The sequence below is a fragment of the Streptomyces sp. Y309 genome (assembly GCF_056712025.1).
Window position 1 is genome coordinate 1466598 of sequence record NZ_CM160048.1, and the last position, 20749, is coordinate 1487346.

General features: G+C 72.0%; 20 protein-coding genes. 5 read left to right on the plus strand and 15 right to left on the minus strand.

From position 1 onward, the window contains the following. Positions 1-19 precede the first annotated feature (19 nt). The 11 genes from AC0KTA_RS05100 to AC0KTA_RS05150 form a co-directional block, all read right to left on the minus strand. Positions 20-1144: a polyprenyl synthetase family protein gene (locus tag AC0KTA_RS05100; RefSeq protein ID WP_481053895.1), complete on the minus strand. Its 1125-nt coding sequence runs from the start codon at positions 1142-1144 to the stop codon at positions 20-22. Further along, positions 1141-2730, minus strand: coding sequence for a hydroxysqualene dehydroxylase HpnE (hpnE, locus tag AC0KTA_RS05105; protein WP_481053896.1), 1590 nt, complete (start codon positions 2728-2730; stop codon positions 1141-1143). The genes AC0KTA_RS05100 and hpnE overlap by 4 nt, the downstream gene beginning before the upstream one ends. After that, complete coding sequence (gene hpnD / locus AC0KTA_RS05110) at positions 2657-3607, minus strand: presqualene diphosphate synthase HpnD (protein WP_481053897.1); 951 nt, start codon at positions 3605-3607, stop codon at positions 2657-2659. The genes hpnE and hpnD overlap by 74 nt, the downstream gene beginning before the upstream one ends. Next, a complete protein-coding gene (gene hpnC, locus AC0KTA_RS05115) occupies positions 3604-4506 on the minus strand; it encodes a squalene synthase HpnC (RefSeq protein ID WP_481053898.1) in 903 nt (300 codons plus the stop codon). Before hpnC ends, hpnD begins: the two co-directional genes overlap by 4 nt. A 336-nt stretch (positions 4507-4842) precedes the next feature. Continuing rightward, a complete protein-coding gene (locus tag AC0KTA_RS05120; RefSeq protein ID WP_481056309.1) occupies positions 4843-5595 on the minus strand; it encodes an ABC transporter ATP-binding protein in 753 nt (250 codons plus the stop codon). Between the two features lie 61 nt (positions 5596-5656). Continuing rightward, positions 5657-6586 carry an ABC transporter permease gene (locus AC0KTA_RS05125; RefSeq protein ID WP_481053899.1) on the minus strand — a complete coding sequence of 310 codons (930 nt, stop codon included), beginning with the start codon at positions 6584-6586 and terminating at the stop codon, positions 5657-5659. A 95-nt stretch (positions 6587-6681) separates the two neighbouring features. Then, positions 6682-7554 carry a glycosyltransferase family 2 protein gene (locus tag AC0KTA_RS05130; RefSeq protein WP_481056310.1) on the minus strand — a complete coding sequence of 291 codons (873 nt, stop codon included), beginning with the start codon at positions 7552-7554 and terminating at the stop codon, positions 6682-6684. Positions 7555-7571: 17 nt separating this feature from the next. Beyond that, entirely contained in the window at positions 7572-8351 is a 780-nt protein-coding gene (locus AC0KTA_RS05135; protein WP_481053900.1) for a CDP-alcohol phosphatidyltransferase family protein, read from the minus strand. Further along, complete coding sequence (locus AC0KTA_RS05140) at positions 8329-9393, minus strand: iron-containing alcohol dehydrogenase family protein (protein WP_481053901.1); 1065 nt, start codon at positions 9391-9393, stop codon at positions 8329-8331. The genes AC0KTA_RS05135 and AC0KTA_RS05140 overlap by 23 nt, the downstream gene beginning before the upstream one ends. After that, positions 9381-10118, minus strand: coding sequence for a phosphocholine cytidylyltransferase family protein (locus AC0KTA_RS05145; RefSeq protein WP_481053902.1), 738 nt, complete (start codon positions 10116-10118; stop codon positions 9381-9383). The genes AC0KTA_RS05140 and AC0KTA_RS05145 overlap by 13 nt, the downstream gene beginning before the upstream one ends. Further along, a complete protein-coding gene (locus AC0KTA_RS05150; protein WP_481056311.1) occupies positions 10115-11995 on the minus strand; it encodes a DUF5941 domain-containing protein in 1881 nt (626 codons plus the stop codon). The genes AC0KTA_RS05145 and AC0KTA_RS05150 overlap by 4 nt, the downstream gene beginning before the upstream one ends. Before the next feature lie 263 nt (positions 11996-12258). Between AC0KTA_RS05150 and galE the strand changes: the two genes are divergently transcribed. From galE to idi, 4 genes are all read left to right on the plus strand, one after another. Then, positions 12259-13236 carry a UDP-glucose 4-epimerase GalE gene (galE, locus tag AC0KTA_RS05155; protein ID WP_481053903.1) on the plus strand — a complete coding sequence of 326 codons (978 nt, stop codon included), beginning with the start codon at positions 12259-12261 and terminating at the stop codon, positions 13234-13236. Between the two features lie 214 nt (positions 13237-13450). After that, positions 13451-14383 (plus strand): cation diffusion facilitator family transporter, encoded by a 933-nt coding sequence (locus AC0KTA_RS05160; protein ID WP_481053904.1) that lies wholly within the window; start codon positions 13451-13453, stop codon positions 14381-14383. Positions 14384-14561: 178 nt separating this feature from the next. Beyond that, positions 14562-15845, plus strand: a complete 1284-nt coding sequence (locus tag AC0KTA_RS05165) for a bifunctional class I SAM-dependent methyltransferase/N-acetyltransferase (protein WP_481053905.1) — start codon at positions 14562-14564, stop codon at positions 15843-15845. 134 nt (positions 15846-15979) lie between these two features. Continuing rightward, positions 15980-16573, plus strand: coding sequence for an isopentenyl-diphosphate Delta-isomerase (gene idi, locus AC0KTA_RS05170; RefSeq protein ID WP_481053906.1), 594 nt, complete (start codon positions 15980-15982; stop codon positions 16571-16573). Between the two features lie 35 nt (positions 16574-16608). On the opposite strand, the gene AC0KTA_RS05175 is transcribed toward idi, so the two are convergent. Together AC0KTA_RS05175 and AC0KTA_RS05180 are read right to left on the minus strand one after the other, a co-directional pair. Continuing rightward, on the minus strand, positions 16609-17121 hold the full coding sequence (locus tag AC0KTA_RS05175) for an ATP-binding protein (RefSeq protein WP_481053907.1): 513 nt from the start codon (positions 17119-17121) through the stop codon (positions 16609-16611). A gap of 93 nt (positions 17122-17214) precedes the next feature. After that, positions 17215-17919 carry an HdeD family acid-resistance protein gene (locus tag AC0KTA_RS05180; protein ID WP_481056312.1) on the minus strand — a complete coding sequence of 235 codons (705 nt, stop codon included), beginning with the start codon at positions 17917-17919 and terminating at the stop codon, positions 17215-17217. A gap of 83 nt (positions 17920-18002) precedes the next feature. On the opposite strand from AC0KTA_RS05180, the gene AC0KTA_RS05185 reads away from it, so the two are divergent. After that, complete coding sequence (locus AC0KTA_RS05185; RefSeq protein ID WP_481053908.1) at positions 18003-18758, plus strand: enoyl-CoA hydratase/isomerase family protein; 756 nt, start codon at positions 18003-18005, stop codon at positions 18756-18758. 12 nt (positions 18759-18770) lie between these two features. Here the strand turns inward: AC0KTA_RS05185 and AC0KTA_RS05190 are convergent, their stop codons facing one another. Beyond that, complete coding sequence (locus tag AC0KTA_RS05190) at positions 18771-19439, minus strand: DJ-1/PfpI family protein (protein WP_481053909.1); 669 nt, start codon at positions 19437-19439, stop codon at positions 18771-18773. A gap of 76 nt (positions 19440-19515) precedes the next feature. Continuing rightward, entirely contained in the window at positions 19516-20604 is a 1089-nt protein-coding gene (locus tag AC0KTA_RS05195; protein ID WP_481053910.1) for a GlxA family transcriptional regulator, read from the minus strand. Positions 20605-20749 lie beyond the last annotated feature (145 nt).

Below are 20749 nucleotides of genomic sequence, written 5' to 3' on the forward strand. Positions count from 1 at the left end.
CAGTTGGGGCCGATAGTGATCATCTCTTTCGTACGACGACGAAGTCGGCGAGCGCGGTGAGCTGCGCCCGCACCTGGTCCGGCATCTGGACCGCGTCCAGGGCCTCGATGGCGACGGTGTGCTGCCGTCGCGCCTCCTCGGCGGTCCACTCGCGGCCGCCCGCCTCCTCGATCAGGGCGGCGCGCATGGCGAACTCCTCCTCGGAGAAGCTGTCGAAGTCACTGCTCTTGGCGTCGGCGGCGAGCAGCTCGCCGAGCCGTTCGGAGGCCGGTCCGCCCGCGGCAAGGGCGGCGACGACCGGCAGGGACTTCTTGCGCTGGCGCAGGTCGCTCCACGTCTGCTTGCCGGTGGCCTCCGGGTCGCCCCAGATGCCGAGCAGGTCGTCGACGGCCTGGAAGGCGAGGCCGAGGTGGTAGCCGTACTTCTCCAGGGTGTCGGCGGTGGCGTCGTCGGCGCCGCCGAGGACCGCGCCGATGGAGCACGCGCAGGCCAGCAGCGCGCCCGTCTTGTTGCCCTCCATCTCCAGGCACTCCTCGACGGTGACCCGCTCGCGGTGCTCATAGGAGATGTCCTGCGCCTGCCCGTCGATGAGGGCGCGGGTCGCGGTGGTCAGACGGCGCGTGGCGCGGCCCGCCTCGACGGTGCCGAGTTCCAGCAGGATCTCGTTGGCGAGGGCGAACAGCGCGTCGCCGACGAGGATGGCCTGGGCGGGGCCGTGCACCTTCCACACCGTGTCGCGGTGGCGGCGCTGCTCGTCGCCGTCCATCAGGTCGTCGTGCAGGAGCGAGAAGTTGTGCACCAGTTCGACGGCGACCGCGCCGGGCACGCCGGTTTCCGGGGTGGCGCCCGCGGCTTCCGCGGACAGCAGGGCGAGCGCCGGACGCACGGCCTTGCCCCCGTCGCCGACGGCCGGCTTGCCGTCGGCGTCGATCCAGCCGAAGTGGTAGGCGGCGACGGTGTCCATGGGCGGCGCCAGGCGGTCCACCGCGGACCGCAGCACCGGGGTGGCCAGTGTCCGGCCGCGCTCGAGCAGCGCGGTCACGTCCACGGCGGCCGGTTCGGCCGAGGGCACAGTCGGCACAGTCTCTCCTCTGGTTCCGGTGCGGGGTTCGTGGGGCGGCGGCCCCAGCAGGTCGAGCTTCACGCCGCCTCCTCGAAGAGATGGTCATGAGGGCGGTCGAGGGCGCTGAGTGCGGCCCGGGCCGCGGTGATTCCGCTGCGTACAGCGCTTTCCATCGTCGCGGGCCAGCCGGTGGCGGTCCACGCGCCGGCCAGGTAGAGCCCGGACTCGTTGGTGCGCGCACCCGGCCGCAGGCGGCCGACGCCCGGGGTCGGCGCGAAGGTCGCCGTGCGCTCCCGGGTCACGAAGAAGTCGAGGACCCGCGCGCCGTGCGCGGCGGGCAGCAGGCGCTCGAGCTCCGGCAGATAGCGCTCTCTCAGCGCGGCCACAGGTGCGTCGATCTCGTCCTGGGCGGCCGACTGCGACAGCGCCAGATACTGGCCCTCCGCGAGGCCGGAGGCCTCCGTCCGATCGAAGACCCACTGCACGGGGGTGCCGAGCGCGGCGAAAAAGGGCCGCTTGAGCACCTTCCTGTCGTACACGACGTGGATGTTCAGGATCGGCGCCGTGTCGATGCCGAGCAGCCGGTCGGGCTCGTCCAGGGCGCCGTCCGGGAGCAGGTCGTGGGTCTCGGCCTGGGCCACCGCGAGCACCACGGTGTCCGCCTCGATGGCCTCGCCGGGAACCTCGACGCGCCAACTTCCGTTCTTATTACGAGAGATGGAGGTGACACGTGTTCGCAGTTCGGTACGCACGCCCGCCGAGTCGAGCGCCTTGCGGGCCAGACCGTCATGGATGTCACCGAGGGGCACCCGCGCCCAGCCGATGTCGGCGGCGCCCGGCTCGGAGAGCAGCCCGGTCTTGAACACCATCGCGGCGAGGCCCAGCGAGGCATCGCCCGCGACGGCGTTGAGGGTGGCGACCCCGACGAGGTCCCACAGGGCCTCGACGGCGCGCTTCGACTGCCCGTGGGCCGCCAGCCAGCTGCCGAAGTCCTGGCTGTCGAGCGCCGGGTCGGCCGGGTCCAGTCCCTTGAGGGCGAGCGCCGCGCGGCCCACGTTGGCGCGCTCGGCGAGCGACAGATGGGGGTACGTGGCGAGGCTCGCGGCCAGATGCAGCGGCACCGGCAGCGCGGTGCGGCGCAGGCGGCCGAGCCGGTGCCGGTCGGCGTCGAGCACGGGCACGTCGAGACGTTCCTGCAGCGGCGCCAGGTGCGCGCCCTCGACGCGGTCGAGGAACCACCGGTAGGCGGTGCAGCAGCGCAGATAGACGTGCTGGCCGTTGTCGACGGTCAGGTCGCCGCGCTGGAAGGAGAAGGCGAGTCCGCCGAGCCGCGGGCGGCCTTCGAGCAGCGTGACCTCGACGCCCGCGTCGGCGAGGGCGAGGGCGGAGGTGATGCCGGCCAGGCCGCCGCCCACGACGACGGCGGACGCGCGTTTTCCGGCTTCGTCGGCGCCCCCTTCGGGCTGCCTGTCGTCCTGCCTCATGCGTCCTCCCTTTCGGCAGTTGCAGTCTGGGACGCCAAGGTCACGCGGAGGGTTGCCCGCCGCTTGGGGCGCCGCGCCGCGCCTGCGGCCGCTCCGCCGTGCATGCGCGTCATGTACGCCTCCTGACGGCGCCGCGGGAGACGCTGCGCGTGTCGAGGCCGGACAGGCCGCGCACGGCGACATACGCCTTCTCGCGTCCCGGCAGTGAAACGCGGCCCCTGAGGACCGCCTCCGGCTCCCGCTCGATGCGATCGAGCAAGCGGCGGTAGATGCCCGCCATCGCCGCCACACAGGCACCGCTGCGCCGGTCGAGCATCGGAAGCAGCCGGTAGCCCTCTGCGAACAGGGCCCGGGCGCGGCGGACTTCGAAGTGGACGAGGCCCGCGAAGTCCGACCCGGCGGGTGGCTCGGGCCGCGAAAACCCGGTGGAGCAGCCGAACTTGGCGAGGTCGTCGGCGGGCAGATAGGTGCGCCCCTCCAGGGCGTCCTCGCGAACGTCCCGGAGAATGTTGGTGAGTTGGAGCGCGAGACCGAGCGTGTCGGCATACTCCGGCGCGCGCTCCGCGTGCAGCGCCCCCGGCTCGGTGCCGAACACGCCGAGGGAGAGCCGCCCGATGGCGCCGGCGACGCAGCGGCAGTAGACCTTCAGGTCCTCCCAGGTTTCGTACGTCTCGCCGCGCACGTCCATCAGGACGCCGTCGATCAGCTCGTCCAGCCCGCCGAGCGGGATCGGGAAGTGCCGGGCCGCGTGGCTGAGCGCCACCGCCACCGGGTCGGTGTCGTCCTCAGCCACGTCGCCGTCGCGGACGCGGGTGAGCAGGGCCCGGGTCTCGTCGAGCCGCTCCCCCTTCACGTCCGGCGCCAGGGTGCCGTCACCGATGTCGTCCACGCGCCGGGAGAACGCGTAGAGCGCGGACATCGCCCGCCGCTTGGGCGCCGGCAGCAACCTGATGCCGTACGCGAAATTGCGTGCCTGCTGCCCGGTCACGGTCTCGCAATAGCTGTATGCGGCGAGTACCGGCGCGGACACGCGAGGTTCTGACTCCACGGTCCGGCTCACCCCTCTCCTCGCAGAACCGCTCCCACCTCGCGCAGCAAACGCGGCTTCGTGGGCTTCGGCGGCCTTGGAAGTACGTCGTATCCGGCGGCGGCGATCGCGGCGATCGCAGCCCTCCCCCCTGCAACGAACCCGGCAAGCAGCAGCTTCAGCCTGCCGTGGACGCTACCCACCAGGGGGGTGCCTTCATTCAAGAGGCGATGGGCGCGTTCCGCTTCATATGCAACCAGTGCGCGCACCGACGCGCCTGCCGTAGGGACGGCGAGATCCCGCTCCTGGACATGAAACCGCTTCATGTCCTGTGCGGGCAGATAGACGCGGTCGCGGCCCATGTCCTCGCGCACGTCCTGGAGGTGCTCCACGATCTGCAGCGCGGTGCACACGGAGTCCGAGAGGCGGACGCGCTCGGGCGTCGCGGTGCCGGTGATGGCCAGGACCAGGCGGCCGACGGGGTTCGCGGACAGCTCGCAGTAGGCCACGAGGTCGTCGTACGTCTCGTACCGCTTGACGAGCTGGTCCTGGCGGTTCGCCACGATCAGGCCGAGAAAGGGCTCGGGGGTCAGGCTCCGGCGGCGCACGGTGGGCACCAGGGCCCGCAGCAGCGGGTGGCCGGGCTCCTGCCCCGCGGCGAAGACCTTGCGCAGGTCGGCCTCGAAGGCGTCGAGCAGGGCGAGCGGGTCACCGGCCGCCTCGGGGTCCGCGCCCAGCCAGCGCGCGTGGGCGCTGCCGCGGGCCAGGTCCGAGTCGCCGATGTCGTCGACCAGGCGGGCGTAGCCGTACACGGCCATGAGGTCCTCGCGCCAGGCGCGCGGGAGGAAGAAGGGGGCCACGGGAAAGTTCTCGTCCGCGGCTTTGTCGAGGACGGCGGACGCATCGCGGAGCCGGAGATCGTCCGTAGCCATTGCCGTCACATCTCCCGTTCTACACTGCCGACCCAATACATCCTATTTCGGACACGCCGCCCGGACCCCCTCGCGGCGCACCCCGCCCGGCGCCGCAGTGCCGCGCGATATCGCCCCACTTGCCGCGAATCAGCACCGGTACAGCTTACGTTGTACAGCGCACACCGGGTCGCCGGGGTATTCAGCGCATCACAAGAACGCACCGATTGGCTTCAATCTTCCCCGAACTCCCGTGACTTGAGGGTCGGGTGTTGTCCGAAAACGGGTCAGGGCCCCGCCCGGACGTCCCGGCGGGGCCCTGCTCCGTTCGGCCGCCTTCAACCTACGGCCATCCGGCTACTTACCGGTGAACTTCTCGTACTCCTTGATGACCTCGTCGGTCGGTCCGTCCATCCGCAGCTCGCCCCGCTCCAGCCAGAGCACCCGGTCACAGGTGTCGCGAATCGACTTGTTGTTGTGGCTGACCAGGAAGACCGTGCCCGCCTCCTTGCGCAGCTCGCGGATGCGGGCCTCGGAGCGCTTCTGGAACTTGCGGTCACCGGTGGCCAGCGCCTCGTCGATCATCAGGACGTCGTGGTCCTTGGCCGCCGCAATGGAGAACCGCAGGCGGGCGGCCATGCCGGAGGAGTAGGTGCGCATCGGCAGGGTGATGAAGTCTCCCTTCTCGTTGATGCCCGAGAAGTCGACGATCTCCTGGTAGCGCTGCCTGATCTGCTCGCGGCTCATGCCCATCGCGAGCCCGCCGAGTATGACGTTGCGCTCGCCGGTCAGGTCGTTCATGAGGGCCGCGTTCACGCCGAGCAGCGAGGGCTGGCCGTCGGTGTAGACCTTGCCCTTCTCGGCCGGGAGCAGGCCGGCGATGGCCCGCAGCAGGGTGGACTTGCCGGAGCCGTTCGAGCCGATCAGGCCGATGGCCTCGCCGCGGTAGGCGGTGAAGCTGACGCCGCGCACGGCGTGCACCTTGCGCACGCCGCGTTCCTCGCCGCGCCTGAGGATGCGGCTCAGCGCGGAGGTGGCGCTGCCCTTGCCCGTCTTCGCGCCGTTGACGCGGTAGACGATGTGCAGTTCGTCGGCGATGACGGTGGGGATGTGCCCCTTGTCTGCGTTCCGGTCGGTCCGGTCGGTCTTGTCGAACTTGTCGAGCTTGTCGTCAGCCACGGCCGTACCGCTCCTCAGCCTTCCAGAAGTACACGAAGCCGCCCGCCGCGACGAGCACGGACCAGCCGGCCGCGACCGCCCAGACGTGCGGGGGCAGGTTCTCCGAGCCGTAGCCGTCGATGAGCGCGAAGCGCATCAGGTCCATGTAGATGGCGGCCGGGTTCCACTGCAGGATGTCCGCGATCCACGCCGGGTGCTCCTTGAGCATCACCGGGATGGAGAACATCACGCCCGAGGCGTACATCCAGGTGCGCATCACGAACGGCATGAGCTGCGCGAGGTCCGGGGTCTTGCTGCCGAGGCGGGCCATGACCAGCGCGAGGCCGGTGTTGAAGAGGAACTGCAGCGCGAGGACGGGCAGGATCAGCAGCCACGAAAGGCGCGGATAGCTGCCGAAGCCGACCGCCACGACGAACAGCACGATCATCGAGAACAGCAGCTGCTGGAGCTGCTGCAGCGAGAACGAGATGGGCAGCGAGGCACGCGGGAAGTGCAGGGCCCGCACCAGGCCCAGATTGCCCGAGATCGCCCGGACGCCCGCCATCACCGAGCTCTGCGTGAAGGTGAAGACGAAGACACCGGTCACGAGGAACGGGATGTAGACCTCCCGTTCCATGCCCCGGTCGGCCTTCAGGATCAGGCCGAAGATGAGGAAGTAGACGAGCGCGTTGAGCAGCGGTGTCGCCACCTGCCAGAGCTGGCCGAGCTTGGCCTGGCTGTACTGGGCGGTGAGCTTCGCCTGGGAGAAGGCGAGGATGAAGTGGCGCCGTCCCCAGAGCTGGCGGACGTACTCGATAAGACCGGGACGGGCGCCGCTGACGGACAGGCCGTACTTGGCCGCCAGCTCGGCGGGGGACAGCCCGTCGTCGGGCGACGGTGGCGCGGTCACCGCGACTCCACCGTCCTGCGTTGTCTCACTCACGAAGGGAAACTTTCGTCTTCAGATGCGCGGCCGGTCGGGCGTAGGCGGGGGCCAGGGACCGGGATACGGCCCGAATGTTCTCAGACCCGAGCTTGTCAGATGACGGGAGGGCGGCCCAGTCGGGTCAGGCGCCACACCGTACGCCACTTCATGGGGCGCCGGGGCCCGCACGGGCTGGTCCAGCCCTCGCGGAAACCGCCGAACCAGGCCTTCAGGGCGGGCCGCGAGGGGCGCCGGGCGAGGGTCAGCAGAAGCCACACGCCGAGGTACACCGGCACCAGCAGAGCGGGCAGGTTGCGGCGGGCCAGCCAGACGCGGTTGCGGGCCACCATGCGGTGGTAGACCGCGTGCCGGGAGGGCGCCGTGGTGGGGTGGAAGAGCACCATGTCGGCGCGGTAGTCGATCATCCAGCCCGCGTCCAGGGCGCGCCAGGCGAGGTCGGTCTCCTCGTGCGCGTAGAAGAACGCGTCGGGCAGGCCGCCGACCTCCTTGAGGACGGCGGTGCGCACGGCGTTGGCACCGCCGAGGAACGTCGTCACCCGGGAGGAGCGCATCGGGTCGGAGGCGCGCAGGCGCGGCACGTGGCGGCGCTGGGTGACGCCGGTGTCCGGGTCGGCGATGCGGAAGGAGATGATCCCGAGATCCGGGGCCGCCGCGAAGGCCTCGCGGCACAGTTCGGCGGTGTCCGTGTGGGCGAGCAGTCCGTCGTCGTCGAGGAAGAGCAGGATGTCGACGTCGGTGCCGCCGGGGCCGAAGGCCTCGATGCCCACGTTGCGTCCGCCGGGGATGCCCAGGTTCTCGGGCAGTTCTATGGTGCGCACGCCCTCGGGCACGTCCGGTACGGGGGCGCCGTTGCCGACGACGACCACCTCGATCCGGTCGCCGTCCTGCTTGGCGACCGAGTCGAGGAGGGCGCGCAGCTCCTGCGGGCGGTTGCCCATGGTGATGACGACCGCGCCGACCTTCAGGTGCTGTCCGGGGGAGCTCACTTCAGCCTGCTCGACACGAGGATGGACACGAGGTGGAGCAGGGTCTGCAGGAGCGCGATGCCGGCGAGGACGGCGACACCGAGGCGGGAGAAGAACAGGTCTCCGCGGATCTGGTCCACGACGGCGATGACCAGGATCAGCAGGGACGCCTCGATGCCGAGGATGAGGCGGTGGAACTTCAGCGCGGCGGCGGCCTTGCGGGCCAGGGCCATGCCGGACGCGCGCGGCTCGGACGCCGACTCCTGCACCGGCGCCATGCCCTGCTGGTGCCGGGCGACGGCGACGAGGTCGGTCTCCGCCTTGATCAGGATCGCGCCGAGGGCGGCCAGGGTGCCGAGGAAGGCCCACAGCCAGTCGATCCGGCCGGAGCCCCACAGGTCGGCGGCGCGCAGGCCGAAGCCGACCAGGACCGCGGCGTCGCACAGGTAGGCGCCGACGCGGTCCAGGTACACCCCGGACATCGAGTACTGCTTGCGCCAGCGGGCGATCTCGCCGTCGACGCAGTCGAGCAGCAGATAGAGCTGGACCGCGACGACACCGAGCACAGCGCCCCAGATCCCCGGGACCAGCAGGGCCGGGGCGGCCAGGACGCCCGCGACGGTCATCAGATACGTGAGCTGGTTGGGCGTGATCCTGGTGTTCACCAGGTAGCGGTCGCAGCGCAGCGAGATCTCTCGCATGTACAGGCGTCCCGCCCAGTGCTCACCGCTGCGGCGGTCCTTCACCCCCGCGGGGTGAACGACGGGCCGGAGTTCAGCTACCGATGGCCTTGGCATAGTCGGCGTATGCGTCCTTGATCTGGTCGTGGTTCAGATTGAGGTGCTCGAGGATCGTGTAGCGGCCCGGCCGGGTCTGCGGCGCGTACTCCACGACCTGGACGAACTCGTCCACGGTGAAGCCGATCTCCTCCGGAAGCACCGGCAGCCCGTGGCGGCGCAGCACCTCGGCCATGAACGCCGACTCCTCGCGGGCACCGCGCAGGTGCATCGCGAAGGCGGCGCCGAGGCCGCACTGCTCACCGTGGCTCGCCGCGCGCTTCGGGAACAGCAGGTCGAAGGCGTGGTTGATCTCGTGGCAGGCGCCGGACGCCGGGCGGGAGTCGCCCGAGACGGACATGGCGATGCCGGTGAGGACCAGGCCCTCGGCGAGCACCTGCAGGAAGCCGTCGTCGCCGACGCCGCCGGGGTGGCGCAGCACCGCCTCGCCGGCCTGGCGGGCCATCGCGGCGGCGAGGCCGTCGATGTCCTCGCCGCGCTCGCGGGCGGCGAGCTCCCAGTCCCGGATCGCGGAGATGTTGGACAGGGCGTCGCCGATGCCGGAGCGCACGAAGCGGACCGGGGCCTCGCGGATGACGTCCAGGTCGATGACGACCGCGATCGGGGTCGGCACGCCGTACGAGCCGCGGCCCGCGTCGTTGTCGAGGGTCGCGACGGGCGAGCACAGGCCGTCGTGCGACAGGTTCGTCGCGACGGCGACGAGCGGCAGGCCGACGCGCGCCGCGGCGAACTTGGCACAGTCGATGATCTTGCCGCCGCCGAGGCCCACGACCGCGTCGTAGCGGCCCTTCTTCATGGCGTCGGCGAGCTTGATGGCGTCGTCGAGCGTGCCGCCGCCGACCTCGAACCACTCGGCGTTCGGCAGCGACGGCTCGAGCCGCGCGCGCAGCACCGCGCCGGAGCCGCCGCTGATGGCGACGGCCAGCTTGCCGGTCGCCGAGCAGATCCGCTGGTCGGCGAGGACGCTCGCCAGGTCGTTGAGCGCCCCCGCCCGGATGTCGACGACGACCGGCGAGGGGATGAGCCTCGTCAGTACTGGCACGCGATTTCACGTCCCTTGGCGAGGTCGTCGTGGTTGTCGATCTCGACCCACTTGATGTCGCCGATCGGCGCCACGTCGACCTTGAAGCCGCGGTTGACGAGCTCCTGGTAGCCGTCCTCGTAGTAGAGGTCGGGGTCGCGCTCGAAGGTGGTCTTCAGGGCGTCGGCCAGCTCGTCGGCGGCGGAGCCCTCGATGAGGGTGACGCCGATGTACTCGCCGGTGGCCTCGGCCGGGTCCATCAGCTTGGTGATGCGCTGCACGCCCTTCTCGGCGTCCACGACGACCTTCATCTCCTCGTCGGCGAGCTGCTTCACCGTGTCGAGGGCGAGGATGATCTTCTGGCCGTTGCCGCGGGCGGCGAGCAGCGTCTTCTCGACGGAGACCGGGTGCACGGTGTCGCCGTTGGCGAGGATCACGTCGTGCTTGATGGCGTCACGGCCGCACCACAGGGAGTAGGCGTTGTTCCACTCCTCGGCCTTGTCGTTGTCGATGAGGGTCAGCTTGAGGCCGTACTTCGCCTCCAGGGCCGCCTTGCGGTCGTAGACGGCCTCCTTCTTGTAACCGACGATGATCGCGACCTCGGTCAGACCGATCTCGGCGAAGTTGCCGAGCGTCAGGTCGAGGATGGTGGTGTCGCCGTCGACGGGCACCAGGGCCTTGGGCAGGGTGTCCGTGTAAGGGCGAAGACGCCGTCCGGCGCCGGCCGCCAGCACGAGGCCGATCATGCGGGTTCTCCTTCATCGTGTACGGCGGGTGCGCCACGCTTGTGAGCGGTCACCCAGAAGCGGATGCTCTCGACGAGCACCACGAGTGCCACGGCCACGGCGAGAGCCGTGAGCGCGACGGTGAAATCTGTGTCGTGCAGTACGGCGGCGGCCAGCGCGACCACCAGGGTCCTGCCTTCTTGGCCGCCGATCGCCCGCACCAGCCGGCGCGGAGGCGCGCCGGTGCCGCCCTTGATGCGGTACACCGTGTCGTAGTGATGGTAGGCGACCGCGGCCACCAGGCCGAAAGCTGCCGGAAGGCAGCCGTTCACGTCGGCTTTGGCCGCCAGTACCAGCACCGTCCCGTATTCGGCGACGCGGAAGAACGGCGGAACCAGCCAGTCCAGGGCGCCCTTGAGGGGCCGGGAGAGCGCGAGGCCGGACGTGATGACGTAGATCACGGCGGCGACGACCACCCAGGGGCTGCCGTAGGACGTGAACGCGGCCGCGCCGACGACGGCCGCGCCGCCCAGGAAGGCGAGGACGGGAGCGGGCAGCGGCCCGCCGCGCCGGAGAGCGGCGAAGGACGACGCGAGCAGGCCGTTGTCGGCGAGGTCGGCGAGCGCCCCCGCGGCCCGGTCGGTGCGGGTGGCCTTGCGGGTCAGCGAGCGCAGCACGCGGCCGGCCGTGGTGTAGCAGGCCGCGAGGGCGCAGCCGACGAGCAGGACGACCAGGGTGACGCGGGGGGTGCTGACGGCGGTGAGCACGGCGATCAGCGCCCACCGTTCACCGATGGGCAGCACGATCATCCGGCGCACCCAGACCGTCCAGCCGACGCTGTCCAGCTTGTCCGAAAGGGCGGCCGTGGGGCTGGTGTTGGCGGCCGCGTCGTGATTCGCCTCGTTGAAGGAGAAGTCGACGACGTGCCGGCACGTCTGCAGGACCATCGCGCCGAGCGCGAGCGCCCATACGTCGTCCCCGCCCCGGGCGGCGCCGAGGGCGAGGCCCGCGTAGTACGCGTACTCCTTGGCGCGGTCGAAGGTCGCGTCCAGCCAGGCGCCGAGCGTGGAGTACTGCAGCGAGTAGCGGGCGAGCTGGCCGTCCGTGCAGTCGAGGACGAAGGAGAACAGGAGCAGCAGTCCCGCGGCGACGAAGCCGCCGCGGGTGCCGGTGGCCGCGCAGCCCGCCGCGATCAGGGCGGTGAGCAGCGAGGCCGTGGTGACCTGGTTCGGGGTGAAGCCGCGCCGGGCGCACCAGCGGGCGAGGTAGCGCGAGTACGGGCTGATGCAGTACGTCGTGAAGAAGCCGTCGCGGGCCTTCACGGCGCCGCGCAGGCGTACCGCCTCGTCGTCGACGGCGGCGACGGCCTGGCGCGCGGTGTTGCGGGCCTCCGGGTCGCTGGGCACGGCCGCGACGAGGGTGCCGAGTTCGGGGCGGTGCACGTCGACACCGGCGGCTTCGAGGGCGACGGCGAGGCGGTCGGGCACGGCCTGGCCGGGGGCACCGACCGCTGACTGCCCGGGCTGCGCGGACTGCACGGACTGCTCGGGGGCGAGCGCCACGGCCGTGCCGCCGCCGTCGGGCGTGGCCCCAACTGCCGTACGCAGCACGGTCGTCAGCTCTCCGCGCGCCCCGGCCTGTGCGGTCACGGCGCCGGGCACCGCGGACACCGGGAAGCGCGGGTCGGTCAGGCCGAGCCGCAGCGCGTGCACATGGCCGACGAAGCGGGTGTCGACGAGGGCGACGCGCTCGCCCGCGGGCAGGTCGCGCAGCAGGGCCTCGAGCTCTTCGGGGGACGCCGCGTCGGGGGCGGTCCGCACGTCGAAGCCGAGGGACCGCAGATCGCCTTCGAGCGGCGAACCGGGCACCGGCCGGCCGGTGAGGATGGCGGTCGACAGACGAACTCACTCCTTGATTCCCGGCGCGGCTCGCGCGGGCACATGCGTGACGGGGGCGCCCTGGCAGCGAGGCGGCCGGGCGGCGTGTCGGCTGAGGCTATCGGATGAATGGAAGCGGGCGTTCACCGCCCGTTCACGCCCCGATCAACGCGGTCCGGCTGCGCCGCGCCCTCTCTGATCGCCGCGATCATCATGGTCGAAAGCGGCCCGCGGCCACAAACCGTGGGGTCACACCCACCCAAGCCCGCCTAAGGTGGACTGCCATGACATGGCTGATCACAGGTGGAGCGGGATATATCGGGGCGCATGTGGCGCGGGCGATGACCGCGGTCGGCGAGCGGGTGGTCGTCCTGGACGACGTCTCCTCGGGGGTGCCCGAGCGACTGCCCGCGGACATTCCTCTGATACGGGGCACTTCGCTCGACGGGGAGCTGGTGCGGCGGGTGCTCACCGAGCACGCGGTCACGGGGGTGGTGCATCTCGCGGCCCGCAAGCAGGTCGGTGAGTCGGTGGAGCAGCCGCTGCGTTACTACCGGGAGAACGTCGGGGGCCTGACGACGCTCCTGGAGGCGGTGGTGGACGCCGGGGTCGGCCGGTTCGTCTTCTCGTCGTCGGCGGCGGTGTACGGCAACCCGCCGGACGCCGACCTGGTCGCCGAGGACACGCCCTGTGCGCCGGTGAGCCCGTACGGCGAGACGAAGCTGGCCGGCGAGTGGCTGGTGCGGGCGGCGGGGCGGGCGCACGGGATCACCACGACGTCGCTGCGCTACTTCAACGTGGCGGGCGCCGCGAGCCCCGAGCTCGCCGACACCGGGGTCTACAACGTGATCCCGATGGTCTTCGACCGCCTCACCCGCGGCGAGGCCCCGCGCATCTTCGGCACCGATCACCCCACGCCGGACGGCACCTGCGTGCGCGACTACATCCACGTCGACGACCTCGCCGAGGCCCACCTCGCCGCCGCCCGCAGGGCCGCCGCGCCCGGCACCGATCTGACGGTGAACATCGGCCGCGGCGAGGGCGTTTCCGTACGCGAACTCCTCACCGTGATCGCGGAGGTCACCGGGGACTCGCGCGCCCCGGTCGTCGAGCCGCGCCGCGCGGGTGACGCGCCGCGCGCCGTGGCGGACGCGCGCCTGGCCGCGAAGGAGCTGGGCTTCACCGCCCGGCGCGGGGTGCGCGAGATGGTGGAGTCCGCGTGGGCGGGCTGGTGCCTGCGCCACCCCGAGGCTCGCGACTAACGGCCCGGGGGGCGCTCACCGCTCTGACCTGCGGAACGTTTCCGCAGGTCAGGGCATATGACAACGGTTCTCAAGAGCGTGTTGCAGATACCCCCCACCCGTAGTTCACTGTGATCGCGAGCACGGGCGTCGGACGGCGTCGGACGGCGTCGGCCGACCTGCGACGCCCGCCCGCGCCCGCCGACGACCACCGATGAGCACGGAGGACCGCACCATGGGGGCTGGACACGACCACGGCCACGCGCCGCCCGCCCAGGGCACGGCGACGGCCGCCTACAAGGGCCGGCTGCGGATCGCGCTGTCCATCACGCTCACCGTCATGGTGGTGGAGATCGTCGGCGGTCTCGTCGCGGATTCGCTCGCGCTGATCGCGGATGCGACGCACATGGCGACGGACGCGCTCGGCCTCGGCATGGCGCTGCTCGCCATCCACTTCGCGAACCGCCCGCCGAGCGACAACCGCACCTTCGGCTACGCCCGCGCCGAGATCCTGGCCGCGCTCGCCAACTGTCTGCTGCTGTTCGGCGTCGGCGGATACGTCCTGTACGAGGCGATCCAGCGGTTCGTCACGCCCGCCGAGACCGAGGGCGGCCTCACGATCGTCTTCGGCCTGATCGGCCTGGTGGCGAACCTCGTCTCGCTGTCGCTGCTGATGCGCGGCCAGCAGGACAGCCTGAACGTGCGCGGCGCCTTCCTGGAGGTCCTCGCGGACGCGCTCGGCTCGGTGGCGGTCCTCGTCTCGGCCGTGGTCATCCTGCTCAGCGGCTGGCAGGCGGCCGACCCCATCGCCTCGATCGTCATCGGCCTCATGATCGTCCCGCGCACCTGGAAGCTGCTGCGCGAGACCCTGAACGTCCTGCTCGAATCGGCACCCAAGGGCGTCGACATGGCCGAGGTGCGCGCCCACATGCTGGCCCTGCCCGGCGTCGAGGACGTCCACGACCTGCACGCCTGGACGATCACGTCGGGCATGCCGGTGCTGTCCGCGCACGTCGTCGTGAGCTCCGAGGCGCTCACCGCGATCGGCCACGAGAAGATGCTGCACGAGCTGCAGGGCTGCCTGGGCGGCCACTTCGACGTCCAGCACTGCACGTTCCAGCTGGAGCCGGGCGGCCACGCGGAGCACGAGCCGAGGCTCTGCCACTGAGGTGGCTCTGCCACTGAGGTAGAGTGGTCTGCGATCTTTGAGGATACGAGTGCGGGAGGTGGGTTGATGACTGTCGCGGCCGGCGCTGCCACGCGCAGCGACATGTGCATCCCCACATCCCGGGCCCACGGCTGACCTTTCACGCGGCCGGGCCCTCTCACTCAAAGGGTTTCCTCCGTTGACTCAGAAGTCGACTCAGAACGCGATCACCGACGCCTTCTTCGCCCTGCACCACGGCCTGCCGCGGCAGGGCCCCGGCTCGGACTCCACCACCCGCGCGCTGCTCGCCCTCGCCGGTGAGCTGCCCGCCCGCCCGCGCGTGCTCGACCTGGGCTGCGGCCCCGGCCGGGCCGCCCTGCTGCTCGCCGCCGAGGCCGGCGCCGACGTCACGGCCGTCGACCTGCACGAGCCGTTCCTCGCCGAGCTGCGCGCGGCGGCGCAGGCCCGCGGGCTCGCCGACTCCGTGCACACCGTCCGCGCGGACATGGGGGAACTCCCCTACGCGGACGGTTCGTTCGACCTGATCTGGGCCGAGAGCTCGGCCTACAGCATCGGCTTCGACACCGCTCTCGACGCCTGGCGGCGGCTCCTCGCGCCCGGCGGGACGCTCGTCGTCACCGAGTGCGAGTGGACCACCGACGAGGTGTCCGATGAAGCGCGCTCCTTCTGGGACGCGCACTACCCGCTGCGCACCCCCGCGGAGAACACCCGCGCGGCGCTCGCCGCCGGGTACGCGGTGCTCGGCACCGTGTCCCAGCCGGAGTCCGACTGGGACGAGTACTACGGCCCGCTCGCCGCCCGCGCGGAGGCGGCCGACCCCGGCGCGCCCGGCATGGCCGAGGCCCTGGCCGCGACGCGCGCCGAGCTCGCCATGCGCCGGGAGCACGGGGCGGAGTACGGGTACACCGGCTACGCCCTGCGCCCCGCGGGCGGCGGCTGGCGCACCCGGCCCGAGGCGGCGTCCGGCGCCGACCGCGCGGCCGTGCACGCCGTGAACGCCGCCGCGTTCCCGACCGTCGCGGAGGCCGACCTCGTGGACGCCCTCCGAGAGGACCCCGAGGCCTGGCTCGACGGGCTCTCGTACGTCGCCGAGACCTCGGCGGGCGAGATCGCGGCGCACGCCCTGATCACCCGCTGTCACGTGGACGGCGCCCCGGCCCTGTGTCTGGCGCCCGTGGCCGTGCTCCCGGCGCATCAGGGAACGGGCGCCGGTTCGGCCGTCGTGCGCGCCGTGCTGCACGCCGCACGCGCGCGGGGCGAGCAACTGGTGCTGGTGCTCGGGCACCCGGACTACTATCCGCGGTTCGGTTTCACCCCGGCCTCGGGCTATGGGATCCGGCCAAGTTTCGACGTGCCGGACGAGGCCATGCTGGCCCTCGCCCTGGAGGGGCCGTCCGGAGCCGGTGATTCCGGGCCGCTGCCGCGGGGCACGATCACCTATCCGGCGGCCTTCGGGGTCTGATCCCGGCGGCGTCCGCGCGTCCCGCCATGTCCCGTCCCCGACGTCGGGGACGGGACATGCGGGGCCACCGGAGTGCCAGGAGTACCGGTGTCGTACGGCAGACTTGAGATCCGAGACCGAAGCGAAGGATGGGTATGCCGATCACACCTGCCACCGCGGCGAACAGCTCGTCGAACGGCACCGGAGAAACTATCTTGCTCGAACTCGTCGACGAGGACGGCAGGACGATCGGCACGGCGGAGAAGCTCGCCGCCCATGAGGCGCCCGGGCAGTTGCACCGGGCGTTCTCCGTCTTCCTCTTCGACGAGCAGGGGCGGCTGCTGATCCAGCAGCGGGCGCTCGGGAAGTACCACTCCCCCGGCGTCTGGTCCAACACCTGCTGTGGCCACCCGTATCCGGGCGAGGCACCGTTCGCGGCCGCCGCCCGGCGCACCTTCGAGGAGCTCGGCGTCTCGCCGTCGCTGCTCGCCGAGGCGGGCACCGTGCGCTACAACCACCCGGACCCGGATTCGGGCCTGGTGGAGCAGGAGTTCAACCACCTCTTCGTGGGGATGGTGCAGGCCGAGCTGCGCCCGGATCCCAGCGAGGTGGGCGACACGGCGTTCGTCACGGCCGACGAGCTGGCGGAGCGGCACGCGAAGGGGCCGTTCTCGGCGTGGTTCATGACGGTCCTGGACGCGGCGCGGCCCGCGATCAAGGAGCTGACGGGGCCGGCGGCGGGCTGGTAGGCCGCCCCCGGGCGGGCCTCAGCTCCCGTTCGGCTTCACATTCCGTTCGGCTTCAGGGGCAGGGCCGCCCAGATGACCTTGCCCCCGCTCGCCGTGTGCTCGACGTCGCAGGCGCCGCCCGCCTCGCGGGTGATCTCGCGGACCAGGAGCAGGCCGCGGCCGCCCGTCTGGCCGTAGTCGGCCACCAGGGCGGTCGGTCGGTAGGGGTGGTTGTCCTCCACGGAGACCCGCACCCACTCGGCGCCCACCGCGACCTCCACGGCGAGCATCGGCGACAGCAGCGCCGCGTGCCGCACCGCGTTGGTGACGAGCTCGGAGACGATCAGGAGCAGCCCCTGCACCACGTCGTCCGTCGCCGGCACGCCCTGGCGCGCGAGCAGGTCGCGCACCGCGTGCCGTGCCTGGGGCACCGACGCGTCGACGGCCGGGGCGGTGAACCGCCACACGCCCTCGTACGGCACGCGCCCACCACCCCCGGGGAGCGGGCCCGGCCCTCTCCCGTCGTCGCCCATCGCCCGGTCCCCGCCCTCGCGCTCGGTTGTCACCACACGTCGAGTGTTGGGAACGCACTGGTCCGTACCGCGCTACTGACCAGAAGTCAGCGACTATCGACGGGAATTGATCGCGCCCGCATGACGCCGTCAGTTGCGCGACTGCTCCTGCCCTTCTTGTTCTGTCTTCAAGGGTTCTTCAGGTTGTACGGCTTCGGGGCCCGGTGCGCCGTCCGGCGTGACCATGCTGATGAGGCGCCGGCCGCCGATCGCCGCCGCGAGCAGGCCGAGCCCGTCGAAGAGCAGCGCGAGGGAGAAGAACGTACCAATGACGTACTGGCTGCTGCTCGGCCACGAGCCGAGCACGAGCACGCCGAGGAGCACGCCGAAGGCGCCCTGCAGCAGCGTCACGGCCATCTGCGGGCCGCGCACCACCAGGCTGCCGACCAGCCGGAACACCCCTCCGGTGAGGAAGAGCAGCGCCGCGAACATCGTCAGCGCCTCCGCCGCCACGTCGGGTCTGCGGATCACGACGACGCCCGCCGCCAGGTTCAGCGCGGCCACCACCACGCCCAGCCAGAAGAAGTTCGAGCCGCGCGACTGCACCGCGTGCAGCAGCGCGACGATGCCGCCCACCAGGAGCAGCCAGCCGAACAGCAGCATCGAGGTGAGGGTGGCGACCCACGCGTACACGATGCCGATGAGCCCGCCGACGGCGAGGATCGCGCCGAGCAGGGCGAGCCAGCCGAGGCCGCGCCGCAGCCTGGCCCCCTGGGCGGCCGCGGTGCCGGTCCCCTGGTCCGTGGTGCCGGGGTCTTCGGCACCGGCCTGTGTGCGTCTGGTGACCCTGTCCATCAAGCCCATGAGCGCCTCCGTCCGCCGTGCGAAGCCGCCCCTTCTTGATCGTACGTTCGCGGGCTGCGGATAGCATCCGGCGTATGGAGCCCCAGCTTCGGCAGGCCGTCGCCGACGGCGTCGCCACTGTCGTCATCGACCATCCGGCCAAGCGCAACGCCATGACGGCGGACATGTGGCGCGCGCTGCCTCCGCTGCTCGCGGCGCTCGCCGCCGACCCCGCCGTGCGGACGCTGGTCCTGACCGGCGCCGGGGACACGTTCTGCGCGGGCGCCGACATCTCCTCGCTGCGCGAGGAGCCCGGCCGCGCCCAGGAGCTCGCGGTGCGGGCCGAGGAGGCCCTGGCGGCGTTCCCCAAGCCGACGCTCGCGGCGGTGCGCGGGTACTGCGTTGGCGGCGGCTGTCAGTTGGCGGCGGCCTGCGACCTGCGGTTCGCCGACGAGGGCGCGGCGTTCGCGGTCACTCCGGCGAAGCTGGGCATCGTCTATCCGGCGTCGACGACACGGCGCCTGGTGTCCCTCGTGGGCCCCGCGACGGCCAAGTACCTGTTGTTCTCCGGCGAGTCGATCGACGCGGCGCGGGCGCTACGGAGCGGGCTCGTGGACGAGGTGCTGCCCGCCGGTGAACTGGACGCGCGCGTCAAGGAGTTCACGCGGATCCTGGCGTCGCGTTCGCTGCTGACGCAGGCGGCGGCGAAGGAGTTCGCGGGCGCCGCCGGGGAGGGGCGGGAGGCCCACTGGGCCGAGCAGGCACGCGCGAGCGGCGACACCGCCGAGGGTGTCGCCGCCTTCCTGGAGCGCAGGCAGCCGCGCTTCGCCTGGACGCCGCCGGAGGGCTAGGCGCCGACGGGACTACGCCGACGCCTCGGCCCCGGTGTCCTCCTGCTCCTCGTCGTTGAACCGGCTGCGGTCGCGGAACATGCTCACGAGGTGGGCCGGCGCCTTCTCCGGCGATCCGGCGTCGTAGGGCGGCTGCGGGTCGTACTCGATCATCAACTGGACGGCCTGGGCCCGCTCGTCGCCCGCGATCCTGCCGACGAGCGCGAGGCCCATGTCGATGCCGGAGGACACCCCGGCCGCCGTCACGTACTTGCCGTCGAAGACCACGCGCTGCCCCGCGGAGTGCGCGCCGAGCCGGTCCAGCTGCTCCAGGGCCAGCCAGTGCGAGGTCGCCGAGCGGCCCTTCAGGAGTCCGGCGGCGGCGAGGGCCAGCGAGCCGGTGCACACGGACGTCGTCCAGGTGCTGGTGGCGTCGGCGGTGCGCAGCCAGCCGAGCAGCGCCTCGTTCTCCATCTGGTCGCTCTGCCCGGGGCCGCCGGGGACCACCACGATGTCCGGGTGCGCCACCTCGTCGAAGGTCTTGTCGGCGACGAGGGCGAGCCGGCCGCTGTCGTCACGGACGGGTCCCGTCCGCTCGGCGACGAAGACGACCTCGGCGTCCGGGATGCCGCCGAGCGTCTGGTAAGGGCCGATGGCGTCCAGGGCGGTGAAGCGTTCGTACAGGGCGATGGCGATCTGCATGCGGGCTCCTTGGGGAGGCGGGTCCGACAACGGTGTGCGGTGGGTGTGCGGCCGCTGATGGGCGATGGGTGTGCGGTCACCGATGGGCGGTGAGTGGGCTGTGGAAGCGGCGGCGGTACTCGGCCGGTGCCGTGCCGAGCGCCTTGACGAAGGCGCGGCGCATGGCCTCCGGGGTGCCGTAGCCGCAGGCGCGCGAGATCTCCTCGACGCCGTCGGAGGTGTCCTCCAGGAGCCTACGCGCGTGCTCGACGCGGACGCGCTCGACGTACTTGCCGGGCGTCGTGCCGGTCTCCGCCTGGAAGGCGCGGGCGAAGTGCCGGGGCGAGAGCCGGGCGCGCTCGGCCAGCGCGTCCACGCTGAGGTCGCCGCCGGGGTGTTCGGTGATCCACTGCTGGACCTCGCGCAGCGGCTCCCGCTGGGCGGTCTGCGCCGACAACTGGGCGCTGAACTGCGCCTGGTTGCCCGGGCGGCGCAGGAACACCACGAGGTGGCGGGCCACGGTCAGCGCGGTGTCCCGGCCCAGGTCCTCCTCGACGAGCGCGAGCGCGAGATCGATGCCCGCGGTCACGCCCGCCGAGGTCGCGACATGGCCGTCGCGTACGTAGATGGGGTCCGGGTCCACGTCGATCTCCGGGTGGTTCCTGGCGAGGGTGTCGCAGTACGCCCAGTGGGTCGTCGCGCGGCGGCCGTCGAGCAGGCCCGCGCGGGCCAGCAGGACCGCACCGGTGCAGACGGAGACCAGGCGCCGGGCGCACGGCGCGTGGGCCCGCAGCCAGGCGACAAGATCGGCGTCCGCGGCGCGGGTGCCGGGGCCGCCGGGGACGAGGAGCGTGTGCGGCGCGGCGCCCTCGGCGAATCCGGGGGTTCCGGTCGGCGCGGTCGGCGCGGTCGGCGCGGTCGGCGCAGGTGACTTGGGCGGCCCAGGCGGCTCGGTCGGCGCCGTCGACCCGGTCAGCTCGGTCAGCCCGGTCAGCGACGTGTCCGGGACCAGAGTGAGCCCGCTCGACGTCCGGACGGGGGCGCCGTCCAGGGACGCGGTGCGCACCCGGTACGGGGCCTCGGGGCCGTGACAGTGGCTCGCGCCCGTGAAGACCTCCAGAGGGCCCGTGACGTCGAGGCTCTGGACGCCGTCGAAGAGGACGACCAGGACGGTTCGCTGCTCCATGGCCTTGATTCTTGGGGTGAGGGCGGGGTGGCTGCAATGACGAGGACCCCACCTTTTCTGCCATGCCCCGGCTCTTCTGCCACGCCCCGGGCGGGCGGGTACTGTGCGGCGACCGCTCTTCACGTCATACCGACCAGTCGGTAAC

Coding starts and splice junctions, on each gene's coding strand:
- hpnE (WP_481053896.1), bottom strand. CDS start 2,730: ATGTCGCCGTGCGCGGCCTGTCCGGCCTCGACACGCGCAGCGTCTCCC.
- hpnC (WP_481053898.1), bottom strand. CDS start 4,506: ATGGCTACGGACGATCTCCGGCTCCGCGATGCGTCCGCCGTCCTCGAC.
- AC0KTA_RS05135 (WP_481053900.1), bottom strand. CDS start 8,351: ATGCCAAGGCCATCGGTAGCTGAACTCCGGCCCGTCGTTCACCCCGCG.
- AC0KTA_RS05145 (WP_481053902.1), bottom strand. CDS start 10,118: ATGATCGGCCTCGTGCTGGCGGCCGGCGCCGGACGGCGTCTTCGCCCT.
- galE (WP_481053903.1), top strand. CDS start 12,259: ATGACATGGCTGATCACAGGTGGAGCGGGATATATCGGGGCGCATGTG.
- AC0KTA_RS05160 (WP_481053904.1), top strand. CDS start 13,451: ATGGGGGCTGGACACGACCACGGCCACGCGCCGCCCGCCCAGGGCACG.
- idi (WP_481053906.1), top strand. CDS start 15,980: ATGCCGATCACACCTGCCACCGCGGCGAACAGCTCGTCGAACGGCACC.
- AC0KTA_RS05180 (WP_481056312.1), bottom strand. CDS start 17,919: ATGGACAGGGTCACCAGACGCACACAGGCCGGTGCCGAAGACCCCGGC.
- AC0KTA_RS05185 (WP_481053908.1), top strand. CDS start 18,003: ATGGAGCCCCAGCTTCGGCAGGCCGTCGCCGACGGCGTCGCCACTGTC.
- AC0KTA_RS05190 (WP_481053909.1), bottom strand. CDS start 19,439: ATGCAGATCGCCATCGCCCTGTACGAACGCTTCACCGCCCTGGACGCC.
- AC0KTA_RS05195 (WP_481053910.1), bottom strand. CDS start 20,604: ATGGAGCAGCGAACCGTCCTGGTCGTCCTCTTCGACGGCGTCCAGAGC.